The sequence below is a fragment of the Luteimonas sp. RC10 genome, assembly GCF_014192745.1.
Taxonomy (GTDB): Bacteria; Pseudomonadota; Gammaproteobacteria; order Xanthomonadales; family Xanthomonadaceae; genus Luteimonas.
Map to the genome: position 1 here is coordinate 35,072 of NZ_JACHYJ010000009.1, position 26,465 is coordinate 61,536.

Sequence of the window (26,465 nt, forward strand, 5' to 3'; positions counted from 1 at the left end):
CGACGATTACCCTACTGCAACGATGGGAAGCGCCCACTGCGGGCGTGCAGCGCTATGCTACCAGTAGCGTATGCGCAGCTGCAGATGCAGGGGTAGAGCCTCCGATCCAGCCTCAGCCGCACCCGGGGGCCATCAGCTTCACCGCCCCCAGCTTGTGACCCGTCGAGTTTGTGAAGATAAAGCGGACATCCTCGTTCACCCAAGGACCCGTGATCGATGTCCCTTGGGGTCCGCTTTCGCTCCATAGCTTGGGCGTCTCCCGCCCTTGCTGCACCATGACACGAATGCCATGCTCACCTTCGGGATGCTGCCAATGCATCTCGACGACGGCAGCCTCCATCTTGTCACCACGACACACGCCCGATAGCGCGGATGCCGAGACCTGGAGAGAGCCGGCATCCTCGGGCTGCACCGACAATGGGCCGGTCACTGTCCGCCCCACGTCCTCGAATGCTTCGCCATGCGAAGATGAATCAGCACCGCCATTGAGCGATGGTGCGGCAACTGTCATGGTGCCCAACGTCGCCACTTCTGTCTCGCCACAAAGGACACGTACCGGATACTCGCCAGCGTCCTTGATCACGCTCGGTGCCGGCCACACCGCCGCAAGAACGTCCCCCGCCCCCTCCACCTTGGCGCTCATCACGCCTATCTGCAGCCGAGGCTTGCCCTGCACGCGGGCCACACGCAGCCATGTCGCACTCAGGCCCGAGCCCGTTTGGCGATTGAAATGATCTCCCGCAACCGCAGACTTGGGCCCCCAATCCTGAACGTCGATCAGGCAACCGTTCGGTGCATCGATGTTCATTTCGGTCGGCTGCGCCAAAGCCTCGAGGCCAAGTAATTCGAGCGTCTGGAGAGGGCGCGCAAGAAGCGCGTCACGCAGCGAACGCTTCTGGTCGTAAAGTTCGGTGGCCTCAAGGCAAGCTTGGCTCTCGCCCTCCTGAGGGCCGCAGATCACCCAACCTTCATCCGTTAAGGTGATGACATTCCCCAGAAAGCGTGCGCTTCTCGCCGCGCGCGCACTCTCCATATCGTCAGTAAGGTACGGGAGTCCTTCAGGCTGAATCCCCAACGCCCGCGTGATGAGAACGGGGAGGTACTCCAATGACACCGTACCCACGTTCACGGCCCCCTTGCGCCCGTCGATGAACAACAAGGGGGTGCGTGACATCGAGAGCAAGGTGTGCGCGTCCTCGAACGGCCTTGCATGGATCTTGATCCCCGACTGCGAGTAGGGCCGTTGGTCAGGGGGCATGGTAGGCGCGTGGTCGCCAAATGCCACGATCAACGCGTCCGGATCGGTGCGTCGAACATCGGCAAGCCAGTCCATGAACGCCGCACTCGAGTACGCTATTGCGTTTGCATAGTCCTCAACCGCCGCATTCGTCGGCGTGGTCGCGACAAGCGCAGGTCTTCGCTCCGGGTTCTGACGATACGGATAGTGGGAGCTGATCGTCACCAAATAGTTGAAGTATGGGGCACCCGGACTCAGCCCTGCGATCGCCTCGCGATTCTGTCGATAGAAGCTGCCGTCATTGAGGAACACCCCGTCCAGATCATCGCGAACGAAGCTGTCGTAGGCATTGAAATGGGCAAATCCCATCCAACCGTAAGCACGATCACGGCCCCAGGAATCGGCGTGATTGGAGTGCGATGCGAGGGTTTGATAGCCAAGCTCGCGTAGCAACCTCGGCAAGCAAGGCAGTGATCCCGTCATCCTGCTCTGAAATACCGCAACATGGGCAGCAGGTAGTCCACAGAGGACCTCGAATTCCGCGTTAGCAGTCAGATGCCCAAAATGAGGCGTCAGCACACCCGAGCTTCCACCCTCATCCAGCAACGCCCGGAAGCGTGGATCGAACGGATCCCGACTAAACTCGAACGCCCCAAATGCATGGGGGTCCCAGAAGGTTTCGAGTAGTACGAGATGGACATTGCGGCGGTGGGACAGTCGAGGCGCGTAGGCGGCATCCCGCCGCTGCAGGAGATCTCCCTGCCTGGCCGCCAGTGCTTGCCGGCGCGCGTGCTGGTCCAGCAGGAACTGGACGCCCCCTCTGTGCTGCAGATGTGTCGTGTAATCGCCAGGAAGCGACGGGAAAAGAGCATCGACCAAACGCCCCTGCCACGGGGCCAGCATGTACAACGCAAAGGGCATCGACAACGCCGCGAGAGGCCACAACATCTGCTTCCGGCTCGCTGGCCACAGGCCGAACGCCAGCAACAGCAACAGAAGCACGATCGAGGCAACCAACAAAGCCACGTGCAAGGGGGCCGACACGCTCATCAATACGCCAAGCGCTGACAGATCGCCGAAAAAAGCAGGCACGCCCAGCGCAGACAGCTTTACGACGTGCGTGAGCTGGAAGACGAAGATCCAAACAGACAGCGCAGCGACGATCTGCGCCCTGGTGCCCCCCCCTCTTTTGATCAACCACAGAAAGCACAACGCGAACATCGCATCGAGCGTTACGCCCAACAGGCTGGGCGCGCTGTCGAGAGCAGCCCATCTGCTAGCGGCTCCCACCGCGGTTCCGATCGCACAAGTGAGTATGACGAAACGGCCCGTCGCGGCCGTCCTGGCGACGATTGATGCCCTCAAACTGCAACCTTCTTATCACATCCCCTTCACGTCGGCATGATAGCAAACGCGCGGCGGTGCTTCACAGTGGCGCGCAAATCAAGTTCGCGTCACTTGGAACTGGCCCATCGCCCTGGATACAGACCCTGAGGATAACTACCGATCGCGTGCCTATGCACAGCGGTGCAGCCCTCGATCGATGCGCAAACACCACATGGCCCGGCGCGCGTAACGCTGCACCCCGGAGCGCGTACCGCGTTCGCCCCGTCTAGGTAACAAAGCGATGCCATCACGGGCAACGTAGGGACTCATCGATAGGCGCGCGCACTTTCCCTTCCCAGGATGTACATCACATCCCCCATCTTACTGTCGCGCAGCAACTCCGTATTACGGACTTCCGCGGTCCATATGCGATCTGCGAGGGGAACCTCCATCCGCTCCGGCACACCCGGCATTTCGACAACGAACGCCCAGCTCTTTCCGACCAACGGTCGGACGACAAACCCATGCGGTTCGAACACGCGGGAAGCAGCTTTGATTGACCAGCATGTGATGTGACCACGCCGAAACGGATCCAGGTAACCTGGATCTTCGAATCGAAGATAGTCCGTGAGTCCAGTATTGAACAGATAGAGAGATCCGGGCAAAGACACTTTGGCAAGTGATGCCGCCAGTCCTTTCGCCATCTTGGGTGTGAGATGCTCGATGACCTCTACACATACACCACACTCGAACTTCATCTCTACATCGGATAGATCGGCTCGAATGTAGTTCTTATTGTCTGTCGCGCACTCTTCAGAAGGCGGGAACTTTTCTACACCATAGAAGACGTCGGAGCTGGATGGGAGATATGCGTGGACGGCATCAAGAAGGTAGCCCGGCCCGGCCCCGATATCGATGAACTTATTGACTGGCACCGTGCAATAGAGCAGCGCCTCTGCAAGCCGCGCCAGACTCGAGCCATAAGAGCGCTGTCTCGCCGATGCGAGTTCGGATGCCCAATAGTCCTGGTCGTACTCGCGGCTCGCCATGCCCTGATCGACGCGCTCGATGAACACTGGATCCGCAAACACGAAATCACAGGCCGGGCACTCGTAATAATCGACTCCGTCCACCTTCCGCATGCTGAAAGCCGCATCGCCACAAAGCAGACAGCCCACGGAATCGCTCGCGACGCTGATCAATTGAGACGACACATCCTCTTGTGGATCCTGCATCACCGCACTCCTTGTTGACTAGAACCCAGGTGCACGACAAAACCAAGCCGATCGTCTTATTCAACCTCCGCGCGATGAGGCGCACGATGCCGATGCTGCTGCCGCACGAACATGACCGGCAACTTCCGACAAGTCCATTACCTGCCTAAATCCCACCCCGGCCTGCAGACTACATGAGTCATGAAGCAGCCGCACACATGTTCCAACGCCCGCCGCAAGGCCCGCCTGCATGTCCGAGACGTTGTCCCCGATCATCACCGAGCGTCGCAGGTCCAGACCGTAATCCTCTTTGGCGGCCAACAACATGCCAGGAGCAGGCTTGCGGCAGCGGCAGATTGTTCTGTAGTCGCCAACGCCGGCATCTGCATGATGCGGGCAGTAATAGACAGCGGAGACCGAAATACCCCGCGCCGTGAACTCACCCAGCATCCAACGCGTGTACGACTTGAACTGGGCCTCGGTATACAGCCCTCTTCCTATGCCGGCCTGGTTGGTCACCACGAGCAGTACGTAGCCGAGCTCCTGACCCAACCTGCAGAGATCAAAAATGCCTGGCACCCAGGTGGTTGCCTCGGGTGTACTGACGTATCCGTGATCTACATTGATCACGCCATCCCGATCAAGAAAGATCGCCGGTCTTTGCTCAGATGACAGCGAACCTGGTGGTACCCCTTCTATCCTCGGGCGACAAGCCTGCATCAGCAATCACCTGACGCGAAAAGCGATTGCGCACGCCTGAAATCGCTGGGAACACCGATATCGATGAAACCGCTCGTCTCGACAAGCGCGCCCACCCTCCCACCAGCCGCTTCGGGCTCGAGGACATCCTTCTCGAACGAGAATGCTCGTCCCTGAGGCAGACGCGACAACGCTTCTGTGTCAAGAAAATAGCTTCCCGCATTGATGAACCCAGCACCACCCGCGCGCTTCTCCTCGAAGTGCAGCACTCGGCCTTTGCTGACAGCGACGGCCCCATAGCGGGACACATCCTCCACGTACGCCAAGGCGATCGCTATGCCGCCGTTCGCGGCCGCCGCCTCCAGTGCGGGGGGCGCGTAGATGAGATACGTGTCGCCATTGCACACATGCAGACCACTGCCCACCGTCAAGTGCGCGGCAGCTGCGATCGCCCCTCCTGTTCCCAGTGGGGCGTCCTCCTGCGAGTACACGATCTCCATCCCCGCCCAACGCGCCCCCACGGTCCGTTGAATCATCTCGGCCAGATAGCCGGTCGCGAGGATGCACCGCCGCATCCCGACGCTCGCGTATCGATCAAGCAGATACGCGAGAAAAGGCCTGCCATTCACCGGCGCCAGTGGCTTGGGCAGATTGGGCACTTCGCTACGCAAGCGCGTGCCAAGCCCACCGGCCAGGATCAGCACCTCCTCGCAGCGCATGCTCACCTCGGGAACATGGCGCTTTCGATCAAAGCGCACAGCAGGTGGCCGATGAACTCGTGCCCCTCTTGAATTCGAGGCGTCTCGTCGGAAGGCACCCGGAAACAGATTTCGCAGCGATGCGCCATCTCGCCCCCCTGCCCGCCCGTGAAACCGATCACCTTTACACCCTTCTTCTCGCATGCATCCAAGGCACTCAGGATGTTCTTTGATCGGCCCGAGGTAGAGATAGCGACGAGCACATCCCCATCCTGGGCCAATGCCTCGACCTGCCTGGCGAACACGTAGTCATAGCCGTAATCGTTCCCGATTGCAGTCAGAATCGACGTATCCGTGGTAAGCGCAATGCCGGGCAAACCTGGCCGATCATAGTAGAAGCGGCTCACAAGCTCCCCGGCCCAGTGCTGGGCGTCGGCGGCGCTGCCGCCGTTACCGGCAAACATGATCTTGCGACCCTTGCGCAATGCGTCCACACACAAGGAGACGGCAGCTTCGATCTGCGCGGCCAATGCCGGGTCGCTCTGCATCTTCTGGAAATTGGCCAGCGCCTTGGAAAACTCGCTCTCGATATACTGCTTTGTCATCCCAGTTTCCATGCCTTAGCCCCCTGATCCGTAAAATGAGTGTCAAACACGGTGCCGCCAGCACTGGACAAAGCACGTACCAGAGGCAGACGGCTGGCTGGATCACACAGGAACATCATGAAACCACCGCCGCCGGCACCCGACACCTTGGTCGCCCGGGCGCCATGTCGCATCGCCAATGCTTCAATTTCATCGATCATCGGGTTACTGATGCTGCTTGCACTCTGCTTCTTGGCTTCCCAGCCTGACTGCATCACTTGAGCGAGCCTCTCGAAGTCACCTTTCAACAGGGATTCCTTCATCTGGCTGGCCTCTTCCTTCAGTCGGTGCATGGCATCGAGCGAAGTGACGCGGCCCTCGTGGATGTTGCGGGATTGCTCGTCGATGATCTTCGCCGACTCCCTGGAGACGCCGGTGAAATAGAGCACAAGCCCCATTTCCAGCTCGCTCCATATCCATTCCTTGATGCGCAGTGGATTCACGATCACGCGATCGGAGGCGTAGAACTCCATGAAATTGAACCCGCCGAACGCCGCGGCGTACTGGTCTTGTTTCCCCCCCGAAAGGCCCAGGTCGCTCCGCTCGATGCGATATGCGAGCTGTGCGATTTCATATTCCCCCAGCGGCAACAAGAAATACTCAGCGAAGGCCGTGACCATCGCCACCACCATCGTGGACGATGACCCCAGCCCTGATCCGGGAGGGGCGTCAGAATGGGCACGTATGCGGATAGCAGGCCGCCGGCCACCGAGGAACTCATCGCTGACCCTCAAGTAGACGCCCTTCATCAGCTGCAAAGGGCCTGCCAAAGCTTCGACCTCGGCAGGCTCTATGCATTCATAAACGTCGGCATCCTGCGCATAGAACTCCGCCTTTCCCTGCGGCGAAGGATCCAGCGTCGCATAGGCATACTTGTCGATGGTGACATTCATCACATGACCGCCGAACTGGTCGCAGAACGGCGATACGTCGGTTCCTCCACCCGCCAAGCCAAGACGCAAGGGTGCACGTGAACGCACAATCATCGCGCTGCCTCCCTAGCGAACGCAGACTCTAGCGCGCGCCCCAAGGCATCGCGCGAGAAGCGAGCGCGGCAATAGGCCGCCGCGTCCCTGGATCGCTGTACCCAAAGTGTGTCATCCGCCATCAGGTTCACCAGCTGCGCCGCAATCGCTTCAGGTTCGTCGAAGACCGAAGCAACACGCTCCAGGCCATCGAGACCTTGTGCGCCGACCGGCGTCGTCACGATCGGCACCCCCTGCTGCATCGCCTCAACGACCTTGCCCTTGACGCCCGCACCAAATCGAAGCGGCACCACCGCCACGCGAGCGGAGGCATAACGCTTGGTCAGTTCTTCATCGGTCACGAATCCCGTCACCTCAACGTCAGATCCGGCCAGCGCTAGGACCTCAGCGGTAGGATTGGAGCCGACCAAAGACAATTTGACATCCGGCCGCGCCTCCCACACGAGGGGCATGATCACTTCCACCAGCCATCGCGCGGCATCGACGTTGGGGCCGTGCGCAAACCCCGCCACGAAGATAATTCCACTTCGATGGGCCGGGACGGCATCCTCCTGGAACACATCGAATGCGTAGGGAAGGATCGTGCGCACGTCGACATCCGGCGCGAGCATGCGAACATCATTCGTCTCCTCCGGTGACGGATATAGAACACGGTTCACCGAGCCCCATATCCTGCGCTCCAGACGCTCCATATCGCGCGCATCGGAATCGTCTCCTCCATTACGCCGAGCTTCCATCTCCATGCGGCGGAAGTGCAGATCGTGCCCGTAATACACGGAGTGAACCTGTGGGTTCTGCCTCAATGCCTCGAGATAGTGCTCGGAGATATGCGGACGCGAAAGCATCACTGCCCGGATATGAGGATTCTCGCCAAGATAGCGAGCGAAGCCGCCCACCCATTGGCCTCCGTACATCACTTCCACACCCCGTGCTTGCAGCGGCGGGGTGTAAACAGGATCGTAGTAGAGGTTGTCGGGCCAGAACTTGACCATACAGCCTCGGGCAATCAGTGCATCGATAAACGCGATCATCGTTCGCGACCCAGCATCGCGATCCGGCTGCGGCACGTAGTGATCGACGATCATGATCGTCTCGCGTTGCCAGCCACGATCACGCGCCAGAACCACGTGCTCGCCATTTTGCGGATGCTGGGACAACTCGGCCTTCCAACGGTCGTATAGCTTGCGCTGATTGGCCACTTGATAGGCTTTCGTGCCGCTGCCGGTATCGGTTCCGTGCGAAATCCCTTCGTAATGCACGACCTCAGATGCCGGGCAATAGTAAAGCTCCAGCCCGGCCTGCCGTACCCGAAATGCCAGATCCGAATCCTCGCAGTAGGCCGGCACGAACACAGGATCGAATCCGCCCAACCTGCGTAGCAACGCCGTCGTGATGAGCAGACTGGCGCCGCTGCAGTAATCGGTGCGCCGCAGATAGTTGTACTGGCTTAGAGACGGATCATCCAAGCGGCCATAGTTCCAAGCCGATCCGTCCTGCCAGACGATGCCACCCGCCTCCTGCAGACGACCGTCCGGATAGATGAGCTTGGAGCCGACCATGCCGCAGTCCGAATGCGTCTTGAAAACATCGAGCATCGCATCCAGCCAGCCGGGCCGGACCTCGGTGTCGTTGTTCAAAAAGTACACATAACGCCCGCGCGCCAGCTCGAGAGCTTGATTGCAGGATAGCAAAAAGCCCAAATTCTGGGCGTTCCGATGGAAGCGCAATCCAGCCAGTTGCTCCAGCTTCTCGATTTCCGGATCGCCCGATGCATCTTCCAACACAATGACTTCGTAGCTCGCGGCAGGTGGATACTTCGCGATGGACTGCAGGCACGAAAGAGTATGCGGAAGATTCCCATAAGCAGGGATGACGATGCTGACCTCTGGCGCATCACATTCAGGGAAGGACAGCGATCTGAGGACCTCGTCGCCGCTTGCCAGCACCGCAGGCAATGACAAATTCGCCGGCGGCTGCACGCTTTCCCTGCTCCGACTCAACAACCAATTGCGCACGGGCCGCGCGAATGGCGCCAGCCACCGATGGCGAACAAGAGGAGAGCCACGCAAAGAAGCAAGGACCGCAGGCGCATCACCGCGCAGCAGTCTCGACGCAAAGCGCATCGGCTTTGTGAATCGCCAGGACTTCGATTCGAGCACGCTGTTCAATGTCTCGCTGAGACCGTTCAACTGGTCGTCGTAGCTCGCGATAATCCGCCTGATTTCAAGCTCCGTGCTGCCACTGCCCTTTGCCGGCGCGGTCAAACCCGTCCTTTGTCGCAAGCCTTCGAAGAGCTGCAGCTTCTGCGCAAGACTCTGATCGGCGTTCTCGAGTGCCTCACGCAGGTAATCGGCATGGACACGTGCCGCGCGCTGCTCGTCTTCCAAACGAGACAAGACCTCATCCCTGGCTACGAGCAGCGCGTCTCGCTCCGCCGCCACTGCGTCCAGTTGCGAGACGACTCCATCTCGCTCCGCCATTACGGCATCGAGCTGCAGGACGACCGCGTCCCGCTCCCGGGTTAGCCGGCCGTTCTCGGCCGCCAGGTCGGCATGGAGACCTTGCAGTCGATCAACCTCTCCACGTATGGCCTCCGCACCTTGCGCGCCGCCTAGGCTCTCTACGATGGCATTCAACTCGAGAGCCCACCGGGTCCGCCCCTCGAACTCCGCCTCAATACGCCGGTACTCGTCTTGAGACTTGCGCAGATCCGCTTCTAGCGAACGTGCCCACTGCACCGCTTTTTCACGCTCTCCATCGACCCCTTGCGCCCATCGCGCAGTCTGATGCTGGAGGGCATAGATGTCCTCAGCCTCCGAGTAAAGAACCGATGCCGGCATACCAGACAGAATGGACTGGTTCGCAGCGGCGACCACGATGAAGTAGACCGCATCACGCGTCGAGGCGACACGCTCTTCCACGACATCTCCGGTGTCGGTCAACCCTCGATATGCCACTTCACGCTGCGCCCCCTCCACGGCCACGATGGTCGAGCATACCGCCATGCGCTGCCCATACATGCGCACTGCCGGGAAATGGCGCAACACCAGATCCTCGAGCTCGTCGAGATAGAGCTCGCGAACATGGAACTCGTTGTGATAACCAGCCCGATCGGAGTAGACAGCCTTGTTCGGCGAAGACATCACCAAGACGCCATCAGGCCGGAGTACTCGTCGGATCTCGGCCAGCATTTCATGCTGCTCGAGCAGGTGTTCGATGGTCTCGAATGACACGACCACGTCGACACTGCTGTCGCTCAGCGGAATCGACGCGGCCGAACCCGCCAGGTAACGCAAGTTATCGATATCCGCATAGCGCGCAGCTGCATGGCTGACCGCCTCCAAAGAGATATCGACTCCGCACACGGAACGAGCGCGTCGAGCCAGCATCGCGCTTCCGTAGCCTTCGCCGCTGGCGATGTCCAGGACATCCTTCCCGTCGACCAGCGGAAGACACCAGGCATAGCGATGCAGGTGTTCCTGCCGAATCACGCCCTGCTCGGTGGGGACATATCGCTCGCCTGTGAACTCGATCATTGCGATTCTTTCGAAACCTCGATGGACAGCATGGGAAGGCCGATCAGCCCGAAGCGCATGGTTTCATCCACGCCTCGGAACTCCAGCGCATCATGGATCCAATGCTGCTGGGTATGATCGTGCTGGTCACCGGAAGCGACGGCAGCATCAATCATGTATGAGCCGGAAGGGAGAACCGGCATGCGGAACAGGAACGATCCGACGATGGTGTCGCCCGCAGCGCCACCGACAGGGCTTTCCCTACAGGCAAAGTAGCTGTTGTCTCCGAACAATCTCTGCCCAAGTCGGTCCTTGACGTAGAACCCGACAATCAGCTTATCTAGCGCTTGCTCCAGCGCGACGCGGATCTCGAGCCTGACGAGCTCACCGCCCTCCACAACCTGAACGGGATTTCCCTCGCTATTCCTGAGCCGGACATCGACAATGCGTGCACCCTGCGCACCGAACTCGCGACCGACATTCTCAGGATCAAACTCGAATACCGCGATGCGGTGCCGCACGCCGGCTTCTCGAAAATCCTCCAGGCGAAAATCCGCAGCGCTGCGGTCAACACTCCGTGGCGATTTGTGCGTGACCACGATGTCCTCAGCACCCGCTTCGCGTCGACCGACGACATGCTGCTCCGTCATATAGGACTCGACAACTTCACGAGACGTGCCGACCATCCTCATACGCCCGTTCTGAAGCCAGACCGCACTTTCGCACAAATTGGTCACTGCCGCGGCATCGTGACTGACGAACAGCAATGTCCCCTTCTTCTGGAATTCTCTCAAGAACCGCATGCATTTCTGTGAGAAAAACGCATCGCCTACCGCCAGCGCCTCATCGATAATGAGGATGTCTGCGTCGACGTGCACGATGACCGCGAAGGCCAGCCGCACGGACATGCCGCTGGAGTAGCTTCGAACCGGCTGATCGATGAATTCGCCAATGTCGGCGAATTCGAGAATACTCTCCAATCGCTGCTCAATCTGTTCCCGACTCAGCCCCAGAATCGTCGCGTTGAGATAGACATTTTCCCGCCCAGTGAACTCGGGATTGAACCCACTGCCGAGCTCAAGCAGCGCCGCCACCTTGCCACGAACAACGATACTTCCCTCTGTTGGATTGAGCGTACCGGCGATCATTTGCAGCAGCGTCGACTTTCCGGATCCATTGCGCCCCACGATGCCCACCGTCTGACCACGACGGATCGAGAAACTGACATCGCGCAGGGCCCAGAAATCCTTGTAGAACGACTTGCGCTTGCCCATCATCGCTTGCCACAGGCGATGCGACGGACGTTCGTACATATGGTAGGACTTGCCCACCGACTTCACTTCAATCACGTTGTCGACGTCTACGTGTTCAGATGACATCGGCGAATCCCACACGCAGCTTTTTGAAGACCACGTAGCCTACGACGGCGAACGAGCATGCGATCGCGGTGTAGATACCCAGGCCAGTCCAATCCGGGAGCCGCCCCCAGATCACGACCTCGCGAACCTGATTGATGATGAAGGTGAGCGGATTAAGCTCGAAAACGAGTCTATAGCTTTCGGGAACGGATTCGACGGGAATGATTGCCGACGAGAGGAACAGCATCGCTGCGGCGATCACGCCTGCAATCTGACCAATGTCCCGGAGGTAGACCCCGAGCGCCGATACAATCCAGCACACGCCAACCGTCAGGATGACCAACGGCGCCAGAATGACCGGCAGAAGCAGCGCTGTGGGATGAATAACGCCCTTGACACCAACGAACAGCAGCAACAGAACCAACATGTTCGTCGCCAGATGGAACAGCGCAGAGAAGGCCATGCTCCAGACCAGGATTTCCAGCGGAAACACCACCCGCTTCACGTAGCCGGTGTTGGCGACAATCAATTGCGGCGCCCGCGTGAAGCATTCCGCGAAGAACCCATGGACTGTCAAGCCGGCGAACAGGATCAATGCGAAATCGGTCGTCGAACCGGATGAGCCGGGCCAGCGCCCCTTCATGATGAATCCGAATGCAAGGGTGTAGACCAGCAACATCAGAAACGGCGTGATCAGCGACCAGAGCATGCCGAAGCTTGCACCTCTGTATCGCCCCAGAATTTCACGCCGCGTCAGCTCGAACGCGAGGGAGCGGTCACGCCCGAACGCAGAGAGCAGGCCCATATCAATTCACTGCCCCAAGGCTCGGGAAAGATCGGCCCTGAGATCCTCCAACCCCTCCACCCCCACACTCAACCGCACCAGGTCGTCGTGGATCCCCAACTGTGCGCGCCGCGCCGGTGGCACCGAGGCATGCGTCATCACCGCAGGGTGATTGACCAGGCTTTCCACGCCGCCGAGGGACTCGGCCAGTGTGAACAGTTCGGTCCGCTCGCAGAAGCGCTGCGCGGCCGCGTAGCCGCCCTTGATGCGGACCGAGACGATGCCGCCAAAGCCATCCATCTGGCGCTTGGCAAGGGCATGCTGCGGGTGCGAAGGCAAGCCTGGGTAGATCACCTGCGCCACGGCGTCATGCCCTTCGAGGAACTCGGCCAGCGCCTGGGCGTTCTCGCAGTGCGCGCGCATGCGCAGGTGCAGCGTCTTGAGGCCGCGCAGCGCCAGGAAGCTGTCGAACGGGCCCTGGACGGCGCCGGCGGAGTTCTGCAGGAACGCGATCTGCTCGGCCAGGTCGGCGTCGTCGCCGACGACAAGGATGCCGCCGACCATGTCCGAATGGCCGTTGAGGTACTTGGTGGCCGAATGCATGACGATGTCGGCGCCCTGTTCGAGGGGGCGCTGGACGATCGGCGAGGCGAAGGTGTTGTCGACGACCACGCGCAGGCCGCGGCGGTGGGCCCGCTCGGCGATCGCCTGGATGTCGACGATCTTGAGCAGCGGATTGGTCGGCGTTTCGATCCAGACGAGCTTGGTCCTGTCGGTCACCGCGGCGTCGAACGCGTCGGGGTCGGTCAGGTCGACATAGCTGAACGTCAGACCGGCGCTGCGCGTGCGCACGCGCTCGAACAGGCGGTAGGTGCCGCCGTACAGGTCGTCCATCGCGATGACGTGATCGCCGCTATCGAGCAGTTCGAGCAGGGTCGCGGTGGCGGCCATGCCCGAGGCGAAGGCGAAGCCGCGGCTGCCGCCTTCCAGGCCCGCCACGCAGCGCTCGTAGGCGAAGCGGGTCGGGTTGTGCGTGCGCGAGTACTCGAAGCCCTGGTGCTCGCCCGGGCTGGATTGCGCGTAGGTCGACGTCGCATAGATCGGCGGCATGACTGCGCCGGTGCTCGGGTCGGGCGACTGGCCGGCGTGGATCGCCTTGGTGCCGAGTGCCCACTGCGCCGGATCGGCCGCGTTGCGGTCATCGGTCATGGAAGAAGGTCCTGTTCGACTGGCCGGCGATTCTAGCATCGGGCCTCACGCGCCCCACGGGGCACGGACGCGCGCAGAAGGCCATGCGCACGCCGTTCAGCTGGCGTGGCGCCAGAACTGCCGCAAACCGCAGCGCGAGTCGATCAAGACCGGCTCGACAGCGCCTTCGCGGCGCCTACTGCACCCGCCGCCGCAGGTAGTTCAGCAGGTCGATCCGGGTGATCAGGCCGAGGAAGCGCTCGCCCTCGGTGACGATCGCGACCTGGCCGCGGTCGAACACCGGCAACAGCGCCTCGACCGGCGATTTGACGTCCAGGAAGTCGAGCTTGCTGACCATCGCGGTCGAGACCGGATCGCGGAAGCGGCCTTCGTCGCCGTAGACGTGCAGCAGCACGTCGCTCTCGTCGAGGATGCCGACGATCCGGTCGCCATCCATGACCGGCAACTGCGAGATCTCGTAGAGCTTCATGCGCTGGTAGGCGGTGACCAGCAGATCGCCCGGGGCCAGCACGACGGTGTCGCGACGCGAATACGGGCGCAGGATCAGGTCGCGCAGGTCGCCGTGCTGCTCGCGCTCGATGAAGCCGTTGTCGAGCATCCAGTAGTCGTTGTAGAGCTTGCTCAGGTACTTGTTGCCGGTGTCGCAGACGAACACCAGCACCTTCTTGGGGCGCGTCTGGGCGCGGCAGTACTTGAGCGCAGCCGCCAGCAGCGTGCCGGTGGACGAGCCGCCGAGAATGCCTTCGGCCTGCAGCAATTCGCGTGCCGCCAGGAAGCTCTCGCGGTCGCTGATCGCATAGGCCTGCCGCACGCGCGAGAAGTCGGAGATGCTCGGCAGGAAGTCCTCGCCGATGCCTTCGACCATCCAGCTGCCGGACTTGTCGCTGAGCGTGCCGTCGTTGATGTATTCGGCCAGGATCGAGCCGACCGGGTCGGCCAGCACCAGCTCGACGTCCGGGGCATGTTCGGCGAAGCAGCGCGACAGGCCGGTCATCGTACCCGAGCTGCCGCAGCCGAAGACGATCGCGTCCAGACCGCCGACCTCGGCCATCTGGCGCAGGATCTCCGGGCCGGTGCCGTGCTCGTGCGCAGCGGGATTGTCGGGGTTGCCGAACTGGTTGATGAAGTAAGCGCCGGGGGTCTCGGCGGCAATGCGCGCGGCGAGGTCCTGGTAGTACTCCGGATGGCCCTTGGCCACGTCCGAGCGCGTCAGCACGACCTCGGCCCCCATCGCCTTGAGGTTGAAGATCTTCTCGCGGCTCATCTTGTCGGGAACGACCAGGATCAGCTTGTAGCCCTTCTGTTGGGCCACCAGCGCCAGGCCGATGCCGGTATTGCCGGCCGTGCCCTCGACCAGCGTGGCGCCGGGCGCGATGTCGCCGCGCTGTTCGGCCGCTTCGATCATGCTCAGGCCGATCCGGTCCTTGATCGAGCCGCCAGGATTCTGGTTCTCGAGCTTGAAGTAGAGTTCGCAGACGCCGGCGTCGAGGCGGCGCGCTTTGACGATCGGGGTCTCGGCGATCAGGTCGAGGACGGAAGAGGCGATCGGCATGGGGTCCGGTCCACAGCAGGCGGGCCGTCGATTATCGCCCATCGCCACCGCGCCGGTCGCGGTACCCGGCATTCGCGGGCGATGGCGGCCGACGAGGATGACCGCCACCGCCCGCGACTGACGTGAACCTAGTGTTTCTGCATCGCGTCGTACATCGACGCCAGGCGGTCCTTCGCGGCAAGTTTCTCGCGCTTCATCTGCGACAGCGTGGCTTCATCCACCGGCAACACGCCCAGCTCGGCATTGAGCACTTTCTTGTCCAACTCCTTGTGCCGGTAGTAGAGCTGTCGGAACTCGACATTGCCCTTCATGATTTCTTCGAGTTCCACCTGCGAGTGCGCTTCGAACATGAAATCCTCCTGACACGAATGCGAACGCCCCGGCCGGCGACGGCAGGGGCGCTGCGGGGACGGCCTCCAGGGATGGCCTGAAACGATCCGCTCGGGAATGCGGTGCCGCGCTTGGGGCGGGCATCGGGAACCTCGTAGGGGATCGTCTCGGTCATCGGCCTGGTTCGTTGACCGGATGGCGAAAGAGGAGACCACCCGGCGCAATCGACCCTACTCCGGGGTCGCAACGGCGGCAAGGCCCCGACGGCATGCTGCGACGCAGCTGCGCAGTCAGATGCGTTAAGAGTGGCGCTCGGGGACCTACGCGCATCGCGTCATGGCGCGGCCGGCACGTTAAGACGAGGCCAAGTGATTGATTCCACTTGGATTCATGGATGTGAGGTGATCCACCGGGACGGCACATCCCCGCGCGCCCACAGCCAGTGACAAGGCTCGCATGTCGCGCCGGCCGTCTCACACAGCCGACGGATGACTCAGGGCTCGAGGCTCTTGAGCAGTTCGGCCTCGCGCCGCTTGAGTTCGGCTTCACGCTGGCGCGCGGCGCGCAGCTTGGCGGCCTCGCCGCTCGCGACCCCCTGCAGCACGGTCTCGGCTTGCTGGCGCGCGGCCAGTTCCTCCTCGGCCGCCAGACGCAGGCGCGCCGCCTCCTCGGCCTGGATCTGCGCCTGGATACGCAGGCGCTCGGCCTCCTGGCGTGCCCGCACGGCGTCTTGCTGGCTGGCCTCGACCAACAACTGCGCGCGCTCGCGCTCGAGCTCGCCCAGTTCCCGGCGCGCGACCTCGGTCTGCGCGGCGACTTCGGCCGTTTCCACCCGCCACTGTGCAATCTGCAGCGCGGATGCGCGCTGGCTGCTCCGCACCGTGGCGAGCGTGGCCAGGGCCTGGCGTGCCTGCAGGCGCTCGTAGGCGGCCGCGCCGGCGGTCCCGGCATCGGCATCGATGGCCTGCAGCCGCTGCTGAAGCGCGGCGGCATCGATGTCGTTGCCCGATTGGGCCCAGGCCGTCGACACGGCCATGGTCAGGGCGAGCATCAGAATCGACAGGCGCATGCTCAGTTCTCCCCCTGCAGCCGCTGGCGCAGATTGGTGATCTCGGCGCGTCGCTGCGCCAATTCGGCCTCGGTGACCGCCTGACGCGCGCGGGCGTGGGCCAGATCGGCGAGCGCGGAGGCCGACAGCGCGAGCGTCCGCGCTTCGGCGTCGCGGCCGTTGCCGGCTGCCGCTTGCGCCTGTTCGAGCGCGCGACGCGCCTGGTCGATCTGCATCGGTGCGTACTGGTCGGCGTCCGCGTCGCCAGCCCGGGCGACCGACAGCCGGGCAGCCGCGAGATCCTCGGTCGGTGGCGGTGCGCTGGCGCAGCCTGCAAGCGACAGGGCACAGGCGAGCACGGCTGCGCCCAGCAGTGGCCGGATGTATGCGAAGCTTGTCTTCATCGAAGCATCGTGCCCGAAAAGCGTCATTGCGGGCATTGTCGTCAGCAAGCCGGGGGCGCGCAATGTGCCCCGGTCGCCCGTGGGGAATTCATACATGGACATCGGCCCGTTTCTGAAGCTGATGACGGAAAAAAGCGCGTCGGACATGTTCCTGAGCACCGGCGCGCCGATCCACATCAAGATCGAAGGTCGGTTGCAGCCACTCGAGGGCACGCATCTGGCGCCGGGGGTCGTCCGCCAGATCGCCTACTCGATGATGGACGAGCAGCAGATCCGGCGTTTCGAGCGCGACCTCGAGATGAACATGGCCTACTCGCTGCCCGAGGTCGGCCGCTTCCGGGTCAACGTCTTCCGGCAGCGCGGCGAAGCCGGCATGGTCGTGCGTGCGATCAGCAGCAAGATTCCCGACATCGCGCAGTTGCAGCTGCCGCAGGTGCTCAAGGACGTGATCACCGCCCCGCGCGGGCTGGTGCTGATCGTGGGCTCCACCGGCTCGGGCAAGTCGACGACGCTGGCGTCGATGATCGATCACCGCAATACCTGTTCGGCCGGCCACATCCTCACCATCGAGGACCCGATCGAGTACCTGCATCGGCACAAGCGCTCACTGGTCAACCAGCGCGAGGTCGGGATCGACACCCAGACCTTCCACAACGCGCTGAAGAATGCGATGCGCGAAGCGCCCGACGTGATCCTGATCGGCGAGATCCTCGACGCGACCACGATGGAAGCGGCGATCGCGTTCGCCGAGACCGGGCACCTCTGTCTGGCCACCCTGCACTCCAACAACGCCGACCAGACGATCGAGCGCATCCTCAATTTCTTCCCTGAGGCCGCGCACAAGAACGTGCTGATGAACCTGTCGCTGAACCTGCGCGCGGTGATCTCCCAACGCCTGGTCGAGGGCGTGGACGGCCGCCGGCTGCCGGCGACCGAGGTGCTGCTCAACACGCCGACGATCCGCGACCTGCTGCGCCGGGGCCATGTCCACGAGGTCAAGCAGGCGATGGAGGAATCGCTCGAGGAAGGCATGGAGACCTTCGACCAATGCCTGTACCGCCTCTACAAGAGCGGGCGCATCGAGCGCGAAACCGCACTGCGCGCCGCCGACTCGCGCGACGGTCTGGATCTGAAGTTCCGGCTCTCCGAAGGTTCAGCCGACGCCCACGACCCGTACGCGGACGTGTTCGCCCCGCAGTCGCTCTAGCCCGCGGCCTTCAGGCGGCGTCGGGCTGGACCTCGGGCCGCGCGTCGGCGAAGGCCGGCATCGCCAGGCAAGCCGCCTCGATCGCGAGGATGCGTGGGTACTGCGCAAGCTCGACGCCGAAACGGCGGGCGTTGTAGAGCTGCGGGACCAGCGCGCAATCGGCGAGCCCGGGCGCGTCGCCGACGCAGAACCTGCCCGCTTCGGGCGCCTCGCCCAGCAGGCGCTCGAACGCCGCGAGCCCATCGCTGACCCAGCGCTCGATCCAGCGCGTGCGTCCCGCCGCATCGATGTCCCATTCGTGCTCCAGGAACTGCAGCACGCGCAGGTTGCCGAGCGGATGGATGTCGCAGGCCACCAGTTGCGCGAGCGCGCGCGCGCGATGCCGCGCGACGGGATCGGTGGGCAGCAACGGCGACGACGGGAAGACCTCGTCGAGGTATTCGATGATCGCCAGCGACTGGGTCAGTATGCGCTCGCCATGCCGCAACACCGGCACGAGCCGCTGGGGATTGCGCGCCGCGTGCGCGGGCGCGCGCTGCTCGCCGCCGTCGCGCAGCAGGTGCACCGGCACCGACGCGAACGCCAGCCCCTTGAGGTGCAGCGCGATGCGCACGCGGTACGCGGCGCTCGAACGCCAGTAGCCGTACAGCGTCAGCGCAGCATCGGTCATGCGTCGGCGTCTACGTCGGGCACGTAGCGCTCGACGACCTGCTCGATCGCGCCGAAGATGCTCGCCCCGGACGCATCGAGCATCTCGATGCGCACGGTGTCGCCGAACGACAGGAACGGCGTCTTCGGCGCGCCATGCTCGAGGGTTTCGACGACGCGGCGCTCGGCGAAGCACGAGGCGCCCTTGCTGGTATCGGCGTTGGCGATGGTGCCCGAACCGACGATCGTGCCGGCGGTCAGCGGCCGCGTCCTGGCCGCGTGGGCCACCAGTTGCGCGAAGTCGAACTGCATGTCCACGCCCGCCTCCGGGGCGCCGAACCATTCGCCGTTGACGTGGGTCACCAGCGGCAGGTGCAGCTTGTGCTCGCGCCAGGCATCGCCCAGCTCGTCCGGCGTCACGAACACCGGACTCAGTGCCGACCTCGGCTTGGCCTGCAGGAAGCCGAAGCCCTTGGCGAGTTCGCCCGGGATCAGGTTGCGCAGGCTGACGTCGTTGACCAGGCCGACGAGTTGGATATGGCCGGCCGCCTGGACCGGCGTCACGGCCATTGGCACATCGTCGGTGACCACGACGATCTCCGCTTCCAGATCGATCCCGTAGTCTTCGCTGGTCACCTTGACCGTGTCGCGCGGGCCGTAGAACCCGGCGCTGGTCGCCTGGTACATCAGCGGATCGGTATAGAAACTCTCGGGCACCTCGGCGCCGCGCGCGCGACGCACCCGCTCGACGTGCGGCAGGTAGGCGCTGCCGTCGACGAACTCGTAGGCGCGCGGCAGCGGCGCGGCGAGCCGGACGAGATCGAGGTCGAAGACACCGTCGGCGTCGCCGGCGTTGAGCGATTCGTAGAGCGCATTGAGCCGGGGCGCGGCGTTCGACCAGTCGTCGAGCGCCTGCTGCAGTGTCGCCGCAACGCCGGTGGCACGCACGGCCGTGGCCAGGTCGCGCGAGACGACGATCAGGGTGCCGTCACGGCCGCCCTCCTTCAATGAACCCAGCTTCATGGCAACTCCGGTTGGCGTCGGCTATTCGTTGCGATTGTAACCAAGTGCCGGCCCGCGATCAGTCCTCGCCCTGGAACGCGCCGCTGCGGTAGGTCAGCACCAGAGTATCGCGATGGCCGGTGGCGTCGATCGGCTGGATCGGCGTCGATTCGTGGATGACGCGGTGGTCGTCGAGCAGCAATGCCGACCACGGCCGGGTCAGCGTGAAGCGCTGGCCGCTGGGGCCGTCGGCGTCGAAGACGCGGGTTTCGCCGCCCTTGATGCCCTCGCGGGCGACGAGCAGCACGGCGACGAAATCCACGCCGTCGCGATGCGCACCTTCGGGCGTCGGCCGCCCGATGCCATCGGTGGTGTCGATGCGGAACTGGTGCGCCTCCACGTACCAAGGCTGGCGTGCGCGGACCTGGTCGAACACCGCGCCGAGCCCGGCGATCAGCGCCGTCCACACCGGCGCCGCGGCCGTGGCCGCGTCGACCGGTTCGAACCAGCGATGCATACCGCCGTGCAGCGCGTTGTAGTCCTCCGATTGCCAGTGCGCGCGTCGCGCCGCCGCGACGAGTTGGTCGCCGCGCTGCACGTAGCAGGCATGGCGGCGCCGGCGATAGCGCCCGCCATCACGCAGGTAGTCGTCGGGCGGCAACGCGTCCCAGTCGGATCGCAGCGCCTGCAGATCGGCGATCGCGACATCGCACAACGCCGACAGCGCGTCGGGGGCCAGCACCGCGAAACCGTGGGCCTTGAGATCGGCGACCGCACGCGCGGCGTCGGATAACGGAGGAAGAGGGCTGTGCATCGGCGGATTCTAGGGCGTGGAACCGGCCTGCGGACGAGCGCGTTTGCTGGGACAAGCGCGAATGTCCGCGCAAGAAAAAGCCCGCCTTTCGGCGGGCTTCTCGTAGATGGCAGCCCCGGATGGATTCGAACCACCGAATGCCTGAGTCAGAGTCAGGTGCCTTACCGCTTGGCGACGGGGCTATGACGCTATTGTACCGCTGAAACCGCAAAAAATCGCAAGTCCCGGCGATGCCGGATCCACGCATCGCGCGTGGATCCGAACCCGCGCGATCAGCGCTTGGAGAACTGCGTGGCGCGGCGAGCCTTGTGCAGACCGACCTTCTTGCGCTCGACTTCGCGCGCGTCGCGGGTCATGAACCCGGCCTTGCGCAGTTCGGTCTTCAGCGTTTCGTCGTATTCGACAAGCGCGCGCGCGATGCCCAGGCGGATCGCACCGGCCTGGCCGGTGGTGCCGCCGCCGGTGGCGGTGACGACGACGTCGAAGGTCTCGGTGTTCTGGGTCAGCTCGAGCGGCTGGCGCACGATCATGCGCGCGGTCTCACGGCCGAAGAACTCGTCGAGCGGACGGTCGTTGACGGTGATCTTGCCGCTGCCCTTGCGCAGGAACACGCGGGCGACGGAGGACTTGCGACGGCCGGTGCCGTAATTCTGGGTGATAGCCATGACTTAGAGTTCCAGGGGCTGCGGCTGCTGGGCGGCGTGCGGATGCTCGGCACCCTTGTACACCTTGAGCTTGCGGTACATGGCACGGCCGAGCGTGTTCTTCGGCAGCATGCCCTTGACGGCGATCTCGATCACGCGTTCGGGGTGGCGCTCGAGCGCCTGGCCCAGCGATTCGGTCTTGAGGTTGCCGATGTAGCCCGTGAAACGGTGGTAGAGCTTGTCGGTCATCTTCTTGCCGGTCACCGCGATCTTCTCGGCGTTGATCACGACGATGTAGTCGCCGGTATCGACGTGCGGGGTGTAGACGGGCTTGTGCTTGCCGCGCAGGCGGTGGGCGATTTCCGCGCTCAGGCGGCCCAGCGTCTTGCCGGTGGCGTCGACGAGATACCAGTCGCGCTGGACGGTCTCGGACTTGGCGGTGAAAGTCTTCATGACGGGTTGGTACTCGGTCGGTGACTGGTCGGGCTGATTGCGCCGGTGGCCGGCGGAACTTCGCCTCGCGTTGTGTACGGTGCAGCAAAGAGGCGGGATGATAGCGCGACCGGTCATCGCGCGCAACCAAGGCCCTGGACCGCGCTGGCATCGGCTGCCCGCACCGCAGACAATGGACCGCCCCGGACACCTGGAGCCACCGCGATGTCATCGTCCCGATCGAGGTTCGGCCCGCTCGACCAGGTCCTGGTCGAAACCCAGCGCGCGCTGGAGACAGTCTTCGGCAATCCGCCCGCCGCCCGGCCCAACCCGGCAGCCGACACCCCCGACGTCGTGCTCGACCCGTCTGAGCGCCGCCATGCGGCCGGACTGATGCGCATCAACCACGTCGGCGAAGTCTGCGCCCAGGGGTTGTACTTCGGGCAGGCCGCGGTCGCCCGCGAGCCCGACACCCGCGACCATCTGCTCGAGGCCGCGCAGGAGGAAACCGACCACCTGGCCTGGTGCGCGCAGCGTCTGCGCGAGCTCGACAGCCGGCCCAGCATGTTCAACCCGCTGTGGTACGGCGGCAGCTACGCGCTCGGCGTGCTCGCCGGGCTGCGCGGCGACGGCTGGAACCTCGGCTTCGTGGTCGAGACCGAGCGCCAGGTGGAAGCCCATCTGGACGAGCACTTGGAAACGTTGCCACCGGCCGACGCGCGCAGCCGCGACATCCTGCGGCAGATGAAGGAGGACGAGGCCCGGCACGCCGACCACGCCGAACTGGCCGGCGCCCGCGCGCTGCCCTGGCCGATTCCCTCGCTGATGTCGGCCGCCTCGTCGGTGATGAAGACGGTGGCGTACCGGCTGTAGCGCCAGGGCCCTGACGGGCGATCGGTCGCGGGCGATGCGACGCGGCAGGCGCCCGGCGTCGGCCAAGCCCGCATTCGGATCGCCGCACGCTCCAAACGAAAACGGCCCCGCATCACGCGAGGCCGTTTTCGAATCATGCATCGCCGATCACGGCGCCTGCGTCAGTCGACGAGGTTGCGCCCGTGGTAGAGCTCCTCGATCTCGCGCTTGAGGCGCGCCTCGATCTTCATCCGGTCCTTGAATGACAGGTTGCGCGCCTTCTCCTCGAACAGGTACTGGTCGAGGTCGAAATCCTTGAGGTGCATCTTCGTGTGGAAGATGTTCTCCTGGTAGACATTCACATCGAGCGCGTCGTAGCGCGACTTGATGTTCTTGGCCAGGTAGTCCTGGATCGAATTGATCTTGTGGTCGATGTAGTGCTTCTTGCCCTTCACGTCGCGGGTGAAGCCGCGCACACGGTAGTCCATGACCACGATGTCCGACTCGAGGCTCTCGATCAGGTAGTTGAGCGCCTTGAGCGGCGAGATCACGCCGCACGTCGCCACATCGATGTCGGCGCGGAAGGTCGCGATGCCGTTGTCGGGGTGGGTCTCGGGATAGGTGTGGACGGTGATGTGCGACTTGTCGAGGTGCGCGACCACCGCGTCGGAGATCACGCCCTTGGCGTCCTTGCGGTCGATCACCGGTTCTTCGGAGATCAGGATCGTCACCGACGCGCCCTGGGGCTCGTAGTCCTGACGGGCGACGTGCAGGATGTTCGCGCCGATGATCTCCGCGACATCGGTCAGGATCTGCGTCAGCCGGTCGGCGTTGTAGACCTCATCGATGTAGGCGATATAGCGCTGGCGCTCGTCCTCGGACGAGGCGTAGCACACGTCGTAGATGTTGAACGACAGGGCCTTGGTCAGGTTGTTGAAACCCTGGAGCTTCAGGCGCGGGAGCGGTTTGACCACAGCGGTCGACCCTCGGGGGTTGGGCGAAACGGCGATTATGCGGCAAACCGGGGCCCGCTCGCGACCTCGGCGCATCGCGGTTTGCCCCCGACCGGCCGACCGCCTACTCTTCGGCATTCCCCGCTGCGATGCCTCATGCCCTCCGATCCCGTGGCCCTGATCAATTCCCATGTTCGCACGCCGCATCCGATGTCGCCGTCGGCAGCGGCCATCGAACGCTTCCTCGCCCACTGCCACCGCCGCCGCTATCCGCCGCGCAGCGAGGTGTTCCGCCCCGGCGATCCGGCGGGCACGCTGTACTACGTGGTGAGCGGCTCGGTCAGCATCATCACCGAGGAGGAGGACGGCCGCGAACTGGTGCTGGGGTACTTCGGGCCGGGCGAGATGGTCGGCGAGATGGGCCTGTTCATCGAATCTGACGTGCGCGAGGTCATCCTGCGCACCCGGACCCAGTGCGAGCTGGCCGAGATCAGCTACGAGCGGCTCTATCAGCTGTTCGAGACCACGCTGGCGGGCGATGCCACCTCGATCATGTATGCGATCGGCGCCCAGCTCTCGCGCCGGCTGCTCGACACCAGCCGCAAGGCCGGCCGGCTGGCGTTCCTGGATGTCACCGACCGCATCGTGCGCACGCTGCACGACCTGACCCGGGAGCCGGATGCGATGAGCCACCCACAGGGCACCCAGTTGCGGATCTCGAGACAGGAGCTGGCCCGGCTGGTCGGCTGCTCGCGCGAGATGGCCGGCCGGGTGCTCAAGAAGCTGCAGGCCGACGGCAAGCTGACCGCCCGCGGCAAGACCATCGTGCTGTTCGGGACGCGGTAGACGCCATGAGCACCGGACATTTCGCACCGCGCGGCGATCTGCCCGACGCCGATCTGCGCAGCGCGTCGGCCATCGACGCCGACGACGTCGCCGCCCTGCTCTCGGAGCTGGGCTATCCCTGCGGCGTGGACGACGCGCGCGAGCGCATCCTGGCGGTCACCGCCAACGACCGCCAGGCGCTTGTGGTCGCACGCAGCGGTGGCCGGGTCTGCGGGCTGGTCGCGCTGGACTTCATGTACTACCTGCCGCTGGGCACCACCACCTGCAGGATCACCGCGCTGGTGGTCACCGATACCGCGAAGGGCCAAGGGCTGGGCCGCCAGCTGCTGAAGGAGGCCGAGCGTCGCGCGCGCTTCGCCGGCGCGGCGCGGCTGGAACTGACCAGCGGCTCGCAGCGCACCGATGCGCACGCGTTCTACCGGGCCTGCGGCTTCTCCGATGGCACCCTGCGCTTCATCAAGCGGCTCGGCGACGCCTGATCCTTCGACAGCGCGCCCCTTGGGCGCCGTATGCTGTGGCCGACCATCGCAACGGACCGCACATGACGCTCGGCGACCAATTCCTGTTCTTCGTGCTGGTCGGCCTGGCCGCGCAGCTGATCGATGGTGCGCTGGGCATGGCGTTCGGGCTGGTGTCCTCCTCGGTGCTGCTGAGCATGGGCGTGCCGCCGGCGGCGGTGAGCGCCAGCGTGCACACCGCCGAAGTGTTCACCACCGGCGCTTCGGGCGTGTCGCACCTGGCGATGCGCAATGTCGACCGGCGGCTGTTCTTCCGCCTGGCGATCCCGGGCATGGTCGGCGGTGTGCTCGGCGCTTATGTCCTGACCCGATTGCCTGGCGACGTGGTCCGCCCGTTCATCTACGCCTATCTGCTGGTGCTCTCGGTGCTGATCCTGCTGCGCGCGGCGGGTCGGATGCTGCCCCGGCGCGAGGTGCAGCGGGTGCCGCTGCTCGGCTTCGTGGCCGGCCTGCTCGATGCCAGCGGCGGTGGCGGCTGGGGCCCGGTCGCGACCTCGACGCTGCTCGCGCGCGGCGGCACGGCGCGCACGACGATCGGCACCGTCAACGCCGCCGAGTTCCTGGTCACGTTGTCGATCTCGGTCACGTTCTTCCTGACCATCGGCCTGCAGCACCTGGACGTGGTGCTCGGCCTGCTGGTCGGCGGCATGATCGCCGCGCCGCTGGCGGCGCTGTTCGTGCGCCATGTGCGCGAGCGCTGGGTGTTGCTGGCGGTGGGCGTGCTGGTGATGGCGATCAGCCTCTACCAGATCGGCCGGTCGCTACTGCCCGGCTGAGCCTGCCGGGGTGCCGGCGCGATCGCGGCAGCCCCAGTTGAGGATCGGTGTGCCTGACGGCAGCACGCGCCGGAACATCGCCACCGCGCCCGCCTTCGGGTTGACCACCACCGGGTTTGCCGCCGCCTTGAGCAGCGGCAGGTCCGCGCTCGAATCGGAATAGGCGATGTCGATGTCGCCGTAGCCGCGCTCGCGCAGCATGCGCATCTTCTCCTCGGCGTGGCAGTGACGCGTGGCCACGACCGCGCCGAGCTTGGGGCCCACCGCGGTGCCGATCACCGGCACGGTCTCGTGCGCCACGAAGGCCAGGATCGCGCGCGCCAGTTCGGGCGGCGCACCGGTCGCCACGACCACGCGGTCGCCGGCTTCGCGGTGGCCGTGCAGCACCTCGAGCGCCACCGGCAGCAGCCGCGGGCGGATCTGGTCGGCATGACGGGCGACGTAGAGATCGATCAGGCGATCCAGCGACCCGCGGCTGTTCAGACCCACGGTGCCGATCCACGCGTAGCCGGAGATGCCGTAACGGCGGGTCGGCAGGCAGGCGATCATCGGCCCGAGCAGCGGCGTGGCCAGCAGTGCCAGCGCCGTGCGCCAGGCGCTGCGGCGGATCAGCCAGCCGAACAGGTGTGTGCCCGAATCGCCGTCGTAGAGGGTGTGGTCGAAGTCGAAGACCACGGTGCGCGGCGCAGCGGCGGCCTGTGCATCGGTGGCCGGCCCGCCGGCCGCGGCGGCAGCTGGCGTCAGCAACCCGGCCAGCGTCGGCGCGGCA

General features: G+C 64.2%; 26 protein-coding genes and 1 tRNA gene. 5 read left to right on the forward strand and 22 right to left on the reverse strand.

Annotated elements, in window-relative coordinates:
- Window positions 1–112 precede the first annotated feature (112 nt).
- The 14 genes from FHW73_RS15475 to FHW73_RS15540 all read right to left on the reverse strand — a co-directional run bounded on the left by FHW73_RS15475 (window position 113) and on the right by FHW73_RS15540 (window position 17,151).
- The gene (locus FHW73_RS15475) at window positions 113–2,479 is read right to left on the reverse strand and encodes an LTA synthase family protein (RefSeq protein ID WP_183427659.1); all 2,367 of its coding nucleotides are present in this window, start codon (window positions 2,477–2,479) and stop codon (window positions 113–115) included.
- A 410-nt stretch (window positions 2,480–2,889) separates the two neighbouring features.
- Window positions 2,890–3,798, reverse strand: a complete 909-nt coding sequence (locus FHW73_RS15480) for a methyltransferase domain-containing protein (protein WP_183427660.1) — start codon at window positions 3,796–3,798, stop codon at window positions 2,890–2,892.
- A 60-nt stretch (window positions 3,799–3,858) separates the two neighbouring features.
- The gene (locus tag FHW73_RS15485; protein ID WP_183427661.1) at window positions 3,859–4,497 is read right to left on the reverse strand and encodes an HAD family hydrolase; all 639 of its coding nucleotides are present in this window, start codon (window positions 4,495–4,497) and stop codon (window positions 3,859–3,861) included.
- Complete coding sequence (locus tag FHW73_RS15490) at window positions 4,497–5,195, reverse strand: sugar phosphate nucleotidyltransferase (protein ID WP_183427662.1); 699 nt, start codon at window positions 5,193–5,195, stop codon at window positions 4,497–4,499. Before FHW73_RS15490 ends, FHW73_RS15485 begins: the two co-directional genes overlap by 1 nt.
- Window positions 5,196–5,197: 2 nt before the next feature.
- Entirely contained in the window at window positions 5,198–5,779 is a 582-nt protein-coding gene (locus tag FHW73_RS15495; RefSeq protein WP_221187605.1) for a D-sedoheptulose 7-phosphate isomerase, read from the reverse strand.
- Window positions 5,776–6,804, reverse strand: a complete 1,029-nt coding sequence (locus FHW73_RS15500) for a dehydrogenase (RefSeq protein WP_183427664.1) — start codon at window positions 6,802–6,804, stop codon at window positions 5,776–5,778. The genes FHW73_RS15495 and FHW73_RS15500 overlap by 4 nt, the downstream gene beginning before the upstream one ends.
- On the reverse strand, window positions 6,801–10,340 hold the full coding sequence (locus tag FHW73_RS15505; protein WP_183427665.1) for a glycosyltransferase: 3,540 nt from the start codon (window positions 10,338–10,340) through the stop codon (window positions 6,801–6,803). Before FHW73_RS15505 ends, FHW73_RS15500 begins: the two co-directional genes overlap by 4 nt.
- The gene (locus FHW73_RS15510; protein WP_183427666.1) at window positions 10,337–11,698 is read right to left on the reverse strand and encodes an ABC transporter ATP-binding protein; all 1,362 of its coding nucleotides are present in this window, start codon (window positions 11,696–11,698) and stop codon (window positions 10,337–10,339) included. Before FHW73_RS15510 ends, FHW73_RS15505 begins: the two co-directional genes overlap by 4 nt.
- Entirely contained in the window at window positions 11,688–12,482 is a 795-nt protein-coding gene (locus FHW73_RS15515; protein WP_183427667.1) for an ABC transporter permease, read from the reverse strand. Before FHW73_RS15515 ends, FHW73_RS15510 begins: the two co-directional genes overlap by 11 nt.
- Before the next feature lie 6 nt (window positions 12,483–12,488).
- Window positions 12,489–13,670 (reverse strand): cystathionine gamma-synthase, encoded by a 1,182-nt coding sequence (locus FHW73_RS15520; protein ID WP_183427668.1) that lies wholly within the window; start codon window positions 13,668–13,670, stop codon window positions 12,489–12,491.
- 175 nt (window positions 13,671–13,845) lie between these two features.
- Window positions 13,846–15,222, reverse strand: coding sequence for a pyridoxal-phosphate dependent enzyme (locus FHW73_RS15525; protein WP_183427669.1), 1,377 nt, complete (start codon window positions 15,220–15,222; stop codon window positions 13,846–13,848).
- Window positions 15,223–15,350: 128 nt separating this feature from the next.
- Window positions 15,351–15,572 (reverse strand): YdcH family protein, encoded by a 222-nt coding sequence (locus FHW73_RS15530; protein ID WP_047137910.1) that lies wholly within the window; start codon window positions 15,570–15,572, stop codon window positions 15,351–15,353.
- Window positions 15,573–16,045: 473 nt separating this feature from the next.
- Window positions 16,046–16,621: a hypothetical protein gene (locus tag FHW73_RS15535; RefSeq protein ID WP_183427670.1), complete on the reverse strand. Its 576-nt coding sequence runs from the start codon at window positions 16,619–16,621 to the stop codon at window positions 16,046–16,048.
- Window positions 16,622–16,623: 2 nt separating this feature from the next.
- Window positions 16,624–17,151, reverse strand: coding sequence for a DUF4398 domain-containing protein (locus FHW73_RS15540; RefSeq protein WP_255493045.1), 528 nt, complete (start codon window positions 17,149–17,151; stop codon window positions 16,624–16,626).
- On the opposite strand from FHW73_RS15540, the gene FHW73_RS15545 reads away from it, so the two are divergent.
- The gene (locus FHW73_RS15545) at window positions 17,099–18,211 is read left to right on the forward strand and encodes a PilT/PilU family type 4a pilus ATPase (protein WP_183427672.1); all 1,113 of its coding nucleotides are present in this window, start codon (window positions 17,099–17,101) and stop codon (window positions 18,209–18,211) included. The two genes, FHW73_RS15540 and FHW73_RS15545, sit on opposite strands and share 53 nt — an antisense overlap.
- A gap of 10 nt (window positions 18,212–18,221) precedes the next feature.
- On the opposite strand, the gene maiA is transcribed toward FHW73_RS15545, so the two are convergent.
- The 6 genes from maiA to rplM form a co-directional block, all read right to left on the reverse strand.
- Window positions 18,222–18,881: a maleylacetoacetate isomerase gene (maiA, locus tag FHW73_RS15550; protein WP_183427673.1), complete on the reverse strand. Its 660-nt coding sequence runs from the start codon at window positions 18,879–18,881 to the stop codon at window positions 18,222–18,224.
- Window positions 18,878–19,882 (reverse strand): fumarylacetoacetate hydrolase family protein, encoded by a 1,005-nt coding sequence (locus FHW73_RS15555; protein ID WP_183427674.1) that lies wholly within the window; start codon window positions 19,880–19,882, stop codon window positions 18,878–18,880. Before FHW73_RS15555 ends, maiA begins: the two co-directional genes overlap by 4 nt.
- A 58-nt stretch (window positions 19,883–19,940) precedes the next feature.
- Window positions 19,941–20,675, reverse strand: a complete 735-nt coding sequence (locus FHW73_RS15560; protein WP_183427675.1) for a 2OG-Fe dioxygenase family protein — start codon at window positions 20,673–20,675, stop codon at window positions 19,941–19,943.
- 107 nt (window positions 20,676–20,782) lie between these two features.
- Window positions 20,783–20,857, reverse strand: a tRNA-Gln gene (locus FHW73_RS15565).
- Between the two features lie 90 nt (window positions 20,858–20,947).
- On the reverse strand, window positions 20,948–21,340 hold the full coding sequence (gene rpsI, locus FHW73_RS15570) for a 30S ribosomal protein S9 (RefSeq protein ID WP_183427676.1): 393 nt from the start codon (window positions 21,338–21,340) through the stop codon (window positions 20,948–20,950).
- A 3-nt stretch (window positions 21,341–21,343) separates the two neighbouring features.
- Complete coding sequence (gene rplM, locus FHW73_RS15575; protein WP_183427677.1) at window positions 21,344–21,772, reverse strand: 50S ribosomal protein L13; 429 nt, start codon at window positions 21,770–21,772, stop codon at window positions 21,344–21,346.
- A gap of 204 nt (window positions 21,773–21,976) precedes the next feature.
- On the opposite strand from rplM, the gene coq7 reads away from it, so the two are divergent.
- A complete protein-coding gene (gene coq7 / locus FHW73_RS15580) occupies window positions 21,977–22,624 on the forward strand; it encodes a 2-polyprenyl-3-methyl-6-methoxy-1,4-benzoquinone monooxygenase (protein WP_183427678.1) in 648 nt (215 codons plus the stop codon).
- A gap of 161 nt (window positions 22,625–22,785) precedes the next feature.
- Here the strand turns inward: coq7 and speD are convergent, their stop codons facing one another.
- Window positions 22,786–23,577, reverse strand: coding sequence for an adenosylmethionine decarboxylase (gene speD, locus FHW73_RS15585; RefSeq protein WP_183427679.1), 792 nt, complete (start codon window positions 23,575–23,577; stop codon window positions 22,786–22,788).
- A gap of 189 nt (window positions 23,578–23,766) precedes the next feature.
- Here speD and crp point away from each other — a divergent pair, with 189 nt between their 5' ends.
- The 3 genes from crp (at window position 23,767) to FHW73_RS15600 (ending at window position 25,696) form a co-directional block, all read left to right on the forward strand.
- Window positions 23,767–24,402, forward strand: a complete 636-nt coding sequence (crp, locus tag FHW73_RS15590) for a cAMP-activated global transcriptional regulator CRP (protein ID WP_255493056.1) — start codon at window positions 23,767–23,769, stop codon at window positions 24,400–24,402.
- 5 nt (window positions 24,403–24,407) lie between these two features.
- Window positions 24,408–24,881: a GNAT family N-acetyltransferase gene (locus tag FHW73_RS15595; protein ID WP_183427681.1), complete on the forward strand. Its 474-nt coding sequence runs from the start codon at window positions 24,408–24,410 to the stop codon at window positions 24,879–24,881.
- A 62-nt stretch (window positions 24,882–24,943) separates the two neighbouring features.
- Entirely contained in the window at window positions 24,944–25,696 is a 753-nt protein-coding gene (locus tag FHW73_RS15600) for a sulfite exporter TauE/SafE family protein (protein WP_183427682.1), read from the forward strand.
- Here the strand turns inward: FHW73_RS15600 and FHW73_RS15605 are convergent.
- Window positions 25,682–26,371 (reverse strand): haloacid dehalogenase-like hydrolase, encoded by a 690-nt coding sequence (locus FHW73_RS15605; protein WP_345776202.1) that lies wholly within the window; start codon window positions 26,369–26,371, stop codon window positions 25,682–25,684. The genes FHW73_RS15600 and FHW73_RS15605 overlap by 15 nt on opposite strands.
- Between the last annotated feature and the right edge of the window lie 94 nt (window positions 26,372–26,465).

Bases quoted from the DNA above. Each gene is read 5' to 3' on its own strand.
- FHW73_RS15480 (WP_183427660.1), bottom strand. From the start codon at position 3,798: ATGCAGGATCCACAAGAGGATGTGTCGTCTCAATTGATCAGCGTCGCG.
- FHW73_RS15485 (WP_183427661.1), bottom strand. From the start codon at position 4,497: ATGCAGGCTTGTCGCCCGAGGATAGAAGGGGTACCACCAGGTTCGCTG.
- FHW73_RS15490 (WP_183427662.1), bottom strand. From the start codon at position 5,195: ATGCGCTGCGAGGAGGTGCTGATCCTGGCCGGTGGGCTTGGCACGCGC.
- FHW73_RS15495 (WP_221187605.1), bottom strand. From the start codon at position 5,779: ATGACAAAGCAGTATATCGAGAGCGAGTTTTCCAAGGCGCTGGCCAAT.
- FHW73_RS15500 (WP_183427664.1), bottom strand. From the start codon at position 6,804: ATGATTGTGCGTTCACGTGCACCCTTGCGTCTTGGCTTGGCGGGTGGA.
- FHW73_RS15505 (WP_183427665.1), bottom strand. From the start codon at position 10,340: ATGATCGAGTTCACAGGCGAGCGATATGTCCCCACCGAGCAGGGCGTG.
- FHW73_RS15510 (WP_183427666.1), bottom strand. From the start codon at position 11,698: ATGTCATCTGAACACGTAGACGTCGACAACGTGATTGAAGTGAAGTCG.
- FHW73_RS15515 (WP_183427667.1), bottom strand. From the start codon at position 12,482: ATGGGCCTGCTCTCTGCGTTCGGGCGTGACCGCTCCCTCGCGTTCGAG.
- FHW73_RS15520 (WP_183427668.1), bottom strand. From the start codon at position 13,670: ATGACCGATGACCGCAACGCGGCCGATCCGGCGCAGTGGGCACTCGGC.
- FHW73_RS15525 (WP_183427669.1), bottom strand. From the start codon at position 15,222: ATGCCGATCGCCTCTTCCGTCCTCGACCTGATCGCCGAGACCCCGATC.
- FHW73_RS15530 (WP_047137910.1), bottom strand. From the start codon at position 15,572: ATGTTCGAAGCGCACTCGCAGGTGGAACTCGAAGAAATCATGAAGGGC.
- FHW73_RS15535 (WP_183427670.1), bottom strand. From the start codon at position 16,621: ATGCGCCTGTCGATTCTGATGCTCGCCCTGACCATGGCCGTGTCGACG.
- FHW73_RS15545 (WP_183427672.1), top strand. From the start codon at position 17,099: ATGGACATCGGCCCGTTTCTGAAGCTGATGACGGAAAAAAGCGCGTCG.
- FHW73_RS15540 (WP_255493045.1), bottom strand. From the start codon at position 17,151: ATGTCCGACGCGCTTTTTTCCGTCATCAGCTTCAGAAACGGGCCGATG.
- maiA (WP_183427673.1), bottom strand. From the start codon at position 18,881: ATGACCGATGCTGCGCTGACGCTGTACGGCTACTGGCGTTCGAGCGCC.
- FHW73_RS15555 (WP_183427674.1), bottom strand. From the start codon at position 19,882: ATGAAGCTGGGTTCATTGAAGGAGGGCGGCCGTGACGGCACCCTGATC.
- FHW73_RS15560 (WP_183427675.1), bottom strand. From the start codon at position 20,675: ATGCACAGCCCTCTTCCTCCGTTATCCGACGCCGCGCGTGCGGTCGCC.
- rpsI (WP_183427676.1), bottom strand. From the start codon at position 21,340: ATGGCTATCACCCAGAATTACGGCACCGGCCGTCGCAAGTCCTCCGTC.
- rplM (WP_183427677.1), bottom strand. From the start codon at position 21,772: ATGAAGACTTTCACCGCCAAGTCCGAGACCGTCCAGCGCGACTGGTAT.
- coq7 (WP_183427678.1), top strand. From the start codon at position 21,977: ATGTCATCGTCCCGATCGAGGTTCGGCCCGCTCGACCAGGTCCTGGTC.
- crp (WP_255493056.1), top strand. From the start codon at position 23,767: ATGTCGCCGTCGGCAGCGGCCATCGAACGCTTCCTCGCCCACTGCCAC.
- FHW73_RS15595 (WP_183427681.1), top strand. From the start codon at position 24,408: ATGAGCACCGGACATTTCGCACCGCGCGGCGATCTGCCCGACGCCGAT.
- FHW73_RS15600 (WP_183427682.1), top strand. From the start codon at position 24,944: ATGACGCTCGGCGACCAATTCCTGTTCTTCGTGCTGGTCGGCCTGGCC.